The following is a 7,926-nucleotide window of genomic DNA, read 5'->3' on the forward strand; positions in this document are numbered from 1 at the left end:
GCGACGCGCTGAGCGGCCTCTGCGCCGAGCTGGCCCAGCGGCTCAGGACGGGAAGCCCCCTCGCCCTGGCGCTCACGCGCGAGCTCACCGAGTCGGGGGAGGGCACGCTGCCCCTCTCCAACAGCCATTTCCTCCGCACGGTCAGGATCCTGGCCGCCCAGATCGAGCGTGCGAAGACCGAGGGCATCGTGCGCCAGGACGTAAACAGCGAGCTCGCCGCCACCTTTGCCGCGGGCGGCTTCCTGGTGACGTCGCTCGTGTCCGCCGGAGGCGAGCGCTTCGGTGACAAGGACGTGCTGGCAAGCTCCCTGCTCGACCTCTCGATCGAGGGCATGGGGACGCCCGGAGAGGCGGCTGCCATAGCTGGCGCGCGCCTGGCGTAGGGGGCGGCACTGAGCCGCTGCCGTGGGGTCCTGGCGGCAGCATCGCCGTTTGGGGTAGGTTCCTGCCGTGGGGGCTCTGGCGGCAGCATCGCCGTTTGGGGTAGGTTCCTGCCGTCATGACATCTTGATTGCCTGTCATCGTGGTCGCGGCCCATCGGCGTCATCCTGTCCGACGTCCGCCCCGTCGCGGCATCGTGAGTTTTGAACTGCTCTCAAAAATCTGGTTTACAGCGCGGGCGCGATGTCATACTGTGTACTCGCTCGTCAAGAGGCGCTGCGAGGCGCAAAGAGCTGAGGGACCGAGCCCCATGAAGCTCCGGCAACCAGCCTCAGGGCATGGTGCCAAATCTCGGCAGGCCAAGGGCCTGGAAGACGGGGGAGCGCGTGCCAGCAACAGCGATGTCCCCTCTATTGGAACAGGGGCCGCCATGGCCCCGCAAAGGTGCGCTGGCACCGGGAAGGGGCGCTGACATGGCGCACAGGAACTACCTCTTCACCTCGGAATCCGTGACCGAGGGACATCCTGACAAGATCTGCGACCAGGTGTCGGACGCCATCCTCGACGCGATCATCGAGAAGGAGGCACGCCTTGAGGCGGAGGGCTACGTGTCTCCCTCCGGGCACCCCGCTCGCCTCGAGGACGTGCGCGTGGCCTGCGAGACCTTCGCCACCACGGGCACCATCGCCGTCATGGGGGAGATTCGCACCCAGGCCTACGTGGACGTCCAGGGCATCGTGCGCGAGACCCTGCGTCGCATCGGCTACGACCGCGCCAAGTACGGCTTCGACTGCGACTCCTGCGGCGTGATCAACATGATCCACGAGCAGAGCCCCGACATCGCCCAGGGCGTGGACGGGAGCTTCGCCCGTGCGGGGGACGAGGACCTCTGCGAGCGCATCGGCGCCGGCGACCAGGGCATGATGTTCGGCTATGCCACGGACGAGACCGACGTCCTCATGCCCATGCCCATCTACCTGGCGCAGAGGATGGCGCAGCGCCTGGCCGAGGTCCGCAAGGACGGCAGCCTGGGCTACCTGCGTCCGGACGGCAAGACCCAGGTGACGGTGCGCTACGAGAACGACCGCCCCGTCGAGGTCACGGCCGTCGTCGTGTCCACCCAGCACGCGGCCGACATCGAGCTCGCGCAGATTCGGCGCGACATGATCGAGCAGGTCATAAGCCCCGTCCTGGACGAGGCCGGCATCGCCTGGAAGGACGCGACCATCTACGTCAACCCCACGGGGCGCTTCGTGGTGGGCGGGCCCATGGGCGACACGGGCCTCACCGGCCGCAAGATCATCGTGGACACCTACGGCGGCATGGGCCGGCATGGCGGTGGCGCGTTCAGCGGCAAGGACCCCACCAAGGTGGACCGCTCCGGTGCCTACGCGGCGCGCTGGGTGGCCAAGAACGTCGTGGCGGCGGGGCTCGCACGCAAGTGCGAGGTCGAGCTGGCGTACGCGATCGGCGTTACCGAGCCGCTCTCCATCATGGTGGACACGCAGGGCACCGGCATCGTGGACGACTCCGTGCTGGATGCGGCCGTGGCGCGTGTCTTCGACCTGAGGCCCGGCGCGATCATCCGCGACCTGGACCTGAGGCGGCCCATCTATCAGAAGACGGCGGCGTACGGCCACTTCGGCCGCAAGGATCCCGACTTCACCTGGGAGGCCACGAACCGCACGGACGAGCTCAAGGCCGCGGTGGAAGAGCTCGCGAGGTAGGGGAGCGGGGCTAGGAGCGACCGTTTTGCAGGCGAGAGGGACGGGCGGGGGCGAGGCCGCCGGTCTCTCTCGCCTGTTTGTGTTTCTTGCCTTTTCCTGTCGCTTGTCTCCCGCACCCGCCCTCGAGTGCGCAATCGTCGCGAGCCCCCTCCCGCGCTTACGCGAGTGCGCAATCTGAAAGCTTCAGCTTGCGCACTCGGAGGTCCTAAGCGCTGCAGATTGTCTCCAAGTTGCTGTCGAGTGCGTAATTCCGTGCTTTAAGCTTGCACACTCGGGCGGGGATAGGCGTGCCTGACAAGTTCTGCCTGGCTCCGTCAGGTGTTGGCCAGAGGCACCGTCGCTGCACAATCCGCTACGACCTCGCTGTCGATGATGGTGCGCGTGATGTGGAAGCCCTCCACCTTGTCACTGACTCTGGCGCGACAAGGAAAACCCGCTCCACGAGACGAGCGGATGTGCCCCCCCTCGCAGAGGAGTTCCCGCATGGGCGCTCCGGCTCCGGCCGCGGCGAGATGGATGGCCGGCCGGACCTCTTTTCGGTGACCACGAGTTCGTTGCAGGACCGTCCCGAGAAGGTCGTGATGGTGCCTGGCTGGGCAGTGACCGGTCCAGTCTCGCTTTGCCACGGGGGCCGCCGCCGACGATGTGACAGTCAGCCGAATCGGATAGTAAAACTCAGGCGTACACAATGGTAGAGGGGGAGTTAACGCCTATTTTTAATTGCTTACAAACTGCTGAGCCGCATCGCTCCTGTTCAGATTCAGGATTTCCGCTACTTCCAGGATGTGTTGACAGACGATTTATTTGAACATTGGATATTGCTCCTTGAAGAGCTTGACATAATTAATCAAATGTACCTGTATGCGGTTTCAAAAAACGGCATGCCAAGAGACGTGTCCTTGGCCTTTGCGGTTGAGCTGGCAGAGCCCATGGCGGAGATCCTCGTTGCGCGGAAAAAGTTGCCCGCTAACACCAGACGTCAAACATTGAAAGAGTGTCTCGAAGCTCTTCCTGTCGAATATGACAACGTGGTCTTTTATAAAGAAACTTCTGCTGACAGCGATGGGTTTCTTGACAAGCTTAAGAACAATAGAGTACGAATTATGCATATCAAGCATAATCAGAAGAAGGAAAAATGCTTCGACGGGGCTCACTGCGTTCTTTACCTATGCAAACTCAGCCTGCTCTATAGGTCGATTCCCCTTGGTCTTTTTGACATTTCCGCCTGTGCCTACAAGGGCAAGCTCAAGATGAATGCCGCTGCCCTAGATGCTTGGGCAGAGAACCTCTAAGAGTCAAATGCGAATCGAATCGCTTATTTGATTCGTACGTCAAGCGCGCCCTCGTTGGCTTGCTACCTCTACTGCCTGGATACATAAGGGCTGCTACGATATATTTCTGCTGATTGAAAATGCATTAATCAGCATTTTGCGACAGCTGTGAGTCACTTATGACCGAGCGAATGTCGAGCACCGAAATAAGGCGAGACCACTATCTCAATCTGCTCATTGGAAAGAAATGGAACGGCTTCATCAAGGTAGTGACTGGCGTGCTCCGCTGCGGAAAGTCCTTTCTCATCTTCGAGCAGTTCAAGAGGCACCTGCTGGAGAGCGGCGTCGCGGGGAATCAAATCATCGAGATGGTATTCGACGATCCCGAGAACGAGGAGTGCCTCGACTACAAGATGTTCTACTCCCCCATAATGGAGCTTACTTCCGATGAGGGACCCTACTATGTACCGCTCGATGAGGTGCAGGAGATGGAGGGCTTCGAGAAGGTCCTCAACGGCCTTCTCCGCAGGCGTAATTTGGATGTATATGTCACCGGTAGCAATGCCAGGTTCCTATCTCGGGACATCATCACTCAGTTCCGTGGGCGCGGCGACGAGGTCCGTATGAGGCCACTCAGTTTCTCTGAGTTCATGTCGACGTATGATGGCGAGAAGTCTGATGGCTGGGCGGAGTACGTACAGTTTGGCGGCATCCCTCTGGTGGTGCTCGAGGGTACGGACGAGGAGAAGATGGGCACACTGCAGGCGCTCAACCGTGAGACGTATATCAGGGACCTGGTCGAGCGCAACGCGATACGCGACGACGCGGAGTTTGCCGACCTTCTCAGCGTGCTTGCCTCCGGCATAGGGTCCCTGACAAACCCGACGAGGATGGCTGACACGTTCGAAACTGTAAAGGGAAAGGGCGTGAGCCCCACCACGGTGCGCAGCTGGATTGGCTTTCTGGAGGACGCGTTTGTAATCGAGGAGGCGCAGCGATACGACATAAAGGGCCGCAAGTACATCGGCTCGCCCGTCAAGTACTACTTCTCGGACATGGGATTGAGGAATGCCCAGATTGGGTTCCGCCAGATCGAGGAGACCCACATAATGGAGAACGTCCTCTACACGGAGCTCGTCTCCCGGGGGTACAACGTGGGCGTGGGCGTCATCAATACCTCGGAGACGAACGCCGAGGGCAGGTCGTCCCGGAAGCAGCTGGAGGTCGACTTCGTCTGCAACAAGGGTTCCCGGCGCTACTACGTCCAATCTGCGTATGCGCTACCGACCCACGAGAAGACCTTGCAGGAGCAGAGGTTGCTTCTCAAGATCGACGACTCGTTCAAGAAGGTCATCGTTGCCAGGGACGCAGTTGCCCCCTGGTATACCGAGGAGGGCTCCTGGTGACGGGGCTCTTCGATTTTCTTCTCGACGGGGAGAGCCTCGAGAGACTCTGACGGAATCGCTGATATCCGTCGGTGTGGACTTGACCCTGATTCCTAATCACCGCGAAGTGAGAATCAACGGGTAGCGTGACCCTTCGTGTCTTGAAAAGTGATGCCCACCATGTTGAACGGCTGTGGCTAGACGACTGGAACCACGAGCGCTTGCCGCCCATAATGAGCGTGACGTCAATGCGGGACTACGACCTACCAAGGGGGCGGCGTGAAGGCATCTGAGGCGGCGAAGGCCTGGGGTTGGTCGGAGGACAAGGTCCGCAGGTACTGTCGGGACGGCATGGTCCCCTTTGCGAGCAAGGAGCTGGGGCGATTCGGGCGCGAGGAGTGGGTGATTCCCAACGGCAGTGCCGTGCCACCCATCTCGCTTTATGACGCAGCCAATTGGATGACGCTGATCCGTGACGTCTCCGAGGGTGCCACCCCCGACCTTCAGGGTCCCGAGGGGAGCGACGTCAGAATCGCGGACGCCCTTGCGTACCTGGGCCAGCTTGGCTGGTGCACACGGCTTGAGCTCCGGAAGGACGCGCGTGGCAGGCTGCTGCCGCTCGAGACCGTGCGCGGAATCAGCCTCACGACGAGCGGCCTGCGGCGCCTGGACGAGTTCAACGACTCGCGGAAGCGCAGCGTCACGGTCGTTCGGTCCGGGGCGTTGACCAAGTCGGCGGCGGGGTTGCTGGGGCTTTCCATGAAGGGGGAGGTCCAGGAGACGAGAAGCGTCTACCGCGGGTAGGGGCGTCCGGGCTTATCGTTGATCACCGAGCGCGACGAGACATACCACCTTAAGACGAACGTCCATGACACGGAGCGCGAGGTGGAGCTCATTGATATCCTCCGGCGCATCGAGCCGGGCAGCGACCATGAGACCAACCACTTTGGCGTGTCGCTCGACTACGCCCAGACCGAACGGCAGATCCAGGAGGTCGTCACTCTTCTCACCCAGGGGATTTGCACGCTTTGCGAAGAACGCGGCTGAGCGAGTGAAGCGTCGGCGTCACGCCCGCTGAGTTATTCTCGTCCAAAGGAAAGCATCGACGTGATCGACAACATCGGGATAGACGCCGGAAGCGACTTCGCGGTGGCCTACCACAACGCCACTTATGACACCGATGAGCTGGCCATAATCATCGGCAGCGTGCGTGAGCTTGGGCTGCTCGGTTCGGGCATCTACTCTCAATGATGCTGCCTCGCTCATTGGCAGAGTGGTCATGAGTCCTTCTTTGACGAGGGGCATCTGCCGTGGTTCCGGATTGCGTTCAGGCGTCTGCAGGAGTTGGTGTGGTGAGATTCTCAGGGGCAACAGGGCGCAAGAATGGATTGCTTCGCCGTAATGATTCTCTCATGGTGAAGTGGAATCGTCGGATTCCCCAGTCTGATGAGTGCCAAAACGTAAAGCTCGTTTGTGTCGACTTGGGGCTCCGTTTCGGCACCCAAATGGACGGGAAGTGCGTTTGTGTAGGAAAAAAGACTGTCTGTCGGCATGAAAGAGCTCTTTTTCTCTACACAAACGCACTTCCCGTCCAAACCGAGGGTCATTGGGTGTGTGGAATCGACACAATCGCACTTTCCATGCAGTAGACTCCGAAGGCTCGTGTGTGTTTTGTCTTATGGCGCATGTACCCTACCGCTCGATGGGTGTGCGTGACCGGGCGGCGGCATGTCATTGGCATGTGCGCCTGGTTAACTAGCGGCGACGTTATGACAAATAAATCGCCGCGCTTGCAATTATGCGCACACCGCATTGGTTCATGGTAGGTCGGCGATTCGTAGGCATCAATGCTATTTGTTATCAATTTGCGGAATAGAATCTATCTACACAATTTATAGATTTTGTAATTTCTTCTTTATCTTCAGTAGGTATGATCACGTCATTAATGGCATCGTATATGCAACAAGGCCATCGACTTCCATATCGATAGGTTACAAGCCACAACGAGAAATTTCCCACGCCGGAAGTTCCAGATTTTAAGCGGTCTTCGCTGGGATTAAAATCACAGGGCGCTTCGATGCGATAAATTGCATGACCAGCGGCCAATTCTTGTTCATAGAAATCCATCATTCGAGAAATAAGCTCATTGTAGTTAACATTCTCGGCATAGAATCCAGCGCTGCCATTCGTCGCGATGACGAAGTCGCAGGTATCCATCTCTATCGTCATTCGACCAAGGTGGCAGTCACTAGACAAGGTTTCCTTGGCGGCCTTCCTTATCTTTCTCATTATTCCTTTTATTGCTTCGACGATGAGTCCCGACGTAACGCCGGTCACGAGCGAAATGACGACATCTACTCCGAGGCTAACGCCAGCCGCTACAGCAAATTGACCTCTAATTATTGGGTCAATCCCATCCTGTAATAGGTTTGATCAGACCTGGGCATCGAGCGTGGTCCTGTATGCGCTCCCATGAAAATCGAGTCGAAGATGCCTGATTTCGTTCATGGGACTCTGCGATTCCATAGTGGTGTCTCCTTTCGGAAGGCAGGGCTGTTCGCTGACCCCTTGGCCTTGGCTGTAGACTTTTGGTTGCGGACTCTGAAAGGTGAGAACTCCACAGGTGACTAGCATTTGGAAGGGTCCGGGCGCGTTTGCGCAGATGGTGCGTACTCAGCTGCGGACCCTGAAAAGCCCAAGCTCCGTAGCTGACTCTGCCGAGCCCGCACCGATGGGTCCCAGGTCTGGCGCGAGGGTCACTCTCGCCCAAGAAATCGTGCGAGTGTACAATCTGAAGGCTTCAGCTTGCGCATTCGAGGGGCGAAACGGTGACGTTTGCCTGCGGACGGCCGTCGAGTGCGCAATTCCGCGCCTTAAGCTTGCGCACTCGACTAGGAGGGACGTGCCCGAGCGAGGACACGCATGGAGACGCGCCGCGTCCGGGCCGGAAGAGGGATCCAAGACCGTGGAAGGGGAGGCGAGAGATGCCGGCGACAACGACAACCATACGAAGCCTCCTCGTGGGGCCCGAGTCCGACGGCGTGCGCCTCGACTCCTTCCTCGCCGCCCAGCCGGGCATGCCCAGCCGCTCCGCCTGCGCGCACCTCGTCGAGGGTGGCTCCGTGACCATCAACGGCACCCTCGCCACCAGCAAGAGCGAGC

Annotated in this window: 8 protein-coding genes, 1 pseudogene and 1 riboswitch; of the genes and pseudogenes, 8 read left to right on the forward strand and 1 reads right to left on the reverse strand. The window is 59.6% G+C overall.

Annotation, left to right across the window (positions count from 1 at the left end):
- The 7 genes and pseudogenes from BQ7388_RS04815 to BQ7388_RS12275 all read left to right on the forward strand — a co-directional run.
- Window positions 1-383 (forward strand): annotated as a pseudogene (locus tag BQ7388_RS04815) (TetR/AcrR family transcriptional regulator); the annotation flags it as partial.
- A gap of 258 nt (window positions 384-641) precedes the next feature.
- A riboswitch (SAM riboswitch) is annotated at window positions 642-762 on the forward strand.
- 92 nt (window positions 763-854) lie between these two features.
- Window positions 855-2,108: a methionine adenosyltransferase gene (gene metK / locus BQ7388_RS04820; protein ID WP_062530204.1), complete on the forward strand. Its 1,254-nt coding sequence runs from the start codon at window positions 855-857 to the stop codon at window positions 2,106-2,108.
- Between the two features lie 785 nt (window positions 2,109-2,893).
- On the forward strand, window positions 2,894-3,400 hold the full coding sequence (locus BQ7388_RS04825; protein ID WP_234946862.1) for a hypothetical protein: 507 nt from the start codon (window positions 2,894-2,896) through the stop codon (window positions 3,398-3,400).
- Between the two features lie 170 nt (window positions 3,401-3,570).
- Window positions 3,571-4,785 carry an ATP-binding protein gene (locus BQ7388_RS04830; protein ID WP_200781429.1) on the forward strand — a complete coding sequence of 405 codons (1,215 nt, stop codon included), beginning with the start codon at window positions 3,571-3,573 and terminating at the stop codon, window positions 4,783-4,785.
- Between the two features lie 258 nt (window positions 4,786-5,043).
- A complete protein-coding gene (locus BQ7388_RS04835) occupies window positions 5,044-5,568 on the forward strand; it encodes a hypothetical protein (RefSeq protein WP_072499889.1) in 525 nt (174 codons plus the stop codon).
- Window positions 5,569-5,586: 18 nt separating this feature from the next.
- Window positions 5,587-5,811, forward strand: a complete 225-nt coding sequence (locus BQ7388_RS04840; protein ID WP_009279398.1) for a hypothetical protein — start codon at window positions 5,587-5,589, stop codon at window positions 5,809-5,811.
- A gap of 60 nt (window positions 5,812-5,871) precedes the next feature.
- A complete protein-coding gene (locus BQ7388_RS12275; RefSeq protein WP_009279397.1) occupies window positions 5,872-6,015 on the forward strand; it encodes a hypothetical protein in 144 nt (47 codons plus the stop codon).
- Between the two features lie 609 nt (window positions 6,016-6,624).
- On the opposite strand, the gene BQ7388_RS11900 is transcribed toward BQ7388_RS12275, so the two are convergent.
- The gene (locus BQ7388_RS11900) at window positions 6,625-7,053 is read right to left on the reverse strand and encodes a hypothetical protein (RefSeq protein WP_159430790.1); all 429 of its coding nucleotides are present in this window, start codon (window positions 7,051-7,053) and stop codon (window positions 6,625-6,627) included.
- A 695-nt stretch (window positions 7,054-7,748) separates the two neighbouring features.
- Between BQ7388_RS11900 and BQ7388_RS04845 the strand changes: the two genes are divergently transcribed.
- Window positions 7,749-7,926: S4 domain-containing protein (locus BQ7388_RS04845; protein ID WP_268794042.1), on the forward strand; the 178-nt coding region annotated here is incomplete at its 3' end.

Source organism: Olsenella phocaeensis, from assembly GCF_900120385.1.
GTDB lineage: Bacteria > Actinomycetota > Coriobacteriia > Coriobacteriales > Atopobiaceae > Olsenella_I > Olsenella_I phocaeensis.

Excerpts from the sequence above, each read along its gene's own strand:
- metK (WP_062530204.1), top strand. The coding sequence starts at position 855 with ATGGCGCACAGGAACTACCTCTTCACCTCGGAATCCGTGACCGAGGGA.
- BQ7388_RS04830 (WP_200781429.1), top strand. The coding sequence starts at position 3,571 with ATGTCGAGCACCGAAATAAGGCGAGACCACTATCTCAATCTGCTCATT.
- BQ7388_RS11900 (WP_159430790.1), bottom strand. The coding sequence starts at position 7,053 with ATGAGAAAGATAAGGAAGGCCGCCAAGGAAACCTTGTCTAGTGACTGC.